At 49.4% G+C, this 1,071-nt stretch carries 1 rRNA gene (running past one end of the window); it reads right to left on the bottom strand.

Features of this window, described 5'->3' with window-relative positions:
* A 23S ribosomal RNA gene (locus L215_RS09950) occupies positions 1–1,071 on the bottom strand; its annotated part reaches 1,672 nt to the left of the window's first position; the annotation flags it as partial.

The raw sequence follows: 1,071 nt of genomic DNA on the forward strand, positions 1-1,071 counted from the left end.
TATTCACATCCCACAGCTTCGGTACACCACTTATGCCCGATTATTATCCACGCCAAAATCCTCGACTAGTGAGCTGTTACGCACTCTTTAAATGAATGGCTGCTTCCAAGCCAACATCCTAGCTGTCTTCGCATCTTGACTTCGTTTGTCCAACTTAGTGGTGATTTCGGGACCTTAGCCGATGGTCCGGATTGTTCTCCTTTAGGACATGGACCTTAGCACCCATGCCCTCACTCCTTGGCTCTAACTTGTACGCATTCGGAGTTTGTCTGGACTTGATAGCCGGTGAAAGCCTCGCATCCAATCAGTCGCTCTACCTCATACAAGAAACACCAAAGGCTGCACCTAAATGCATTTCGGGGAGTACGAGCTATCTCCAAGTTTGATTAGCCTTTCACCCCTACCCTCAGTTCATCCGAAAGCTTTTCAACGCTTACCGGTTGGGTCCTCCAGATAGTGTTACCTATCCTTCAACCTGACCAAGGGTAGATCACTTGGTTTCGCGTCTACCTCTACCGACTCGTCGCCCTATTCAGACTCGCTTTCGCTCCGGTTCCGTACTTACCTGTACTTAACCTTGCCGGCAACGGTAACTCGTAGGTTCATTATGCAAAAGGCACGCAGTCACCCCACGAAGGGGCTCCTACCGCTTGTAAGCAGATGGTTTCAGGGTCTATTGCACTCCTCTTATCGAGGTTCTTTTCACCTTTCCCTCACGGTACTTGTTCACTATCGGTCTCTTGGAAGTATTTAGCCTTACGGGATGGGCCCCGCAGATTCACACAGGATTTCTCGTGTCCCGCGCTACTCAGGTGGTAGCTCTGTCTACAAACGCATTTCAAATACGGGACTATCACCCTCTTTGGTCGACCTTTCCATGCCGTTCTTCTACACGTGTATAGTACATTACTGCTACTCCTACAACCCCGTAGATGCCGAAACATCTGCGGTTTGGGCTACTCCCCGTTCGCTCGCCACTACTAAGGGAATCACTTTTGTTTTCTTTTCCTGAGGGTACTGAGATGTTTCAGTTCCCCCCGTTGACCTCTCTTACGAGATACTAGACCTTCT

Origin of the sequence: Porphyromonas uenonis DSM 23387 = JCM 13868, from assembly GCF_000482365.1 — a bacterium.
In the GTDB taxonomy this organism is placed as follows: Bacteria; Bacteroidota; Bacteroidia; order Bacteroidales; family Porphyromonadaceae; genus Porphyromonas; species Porphyromonas uenonis.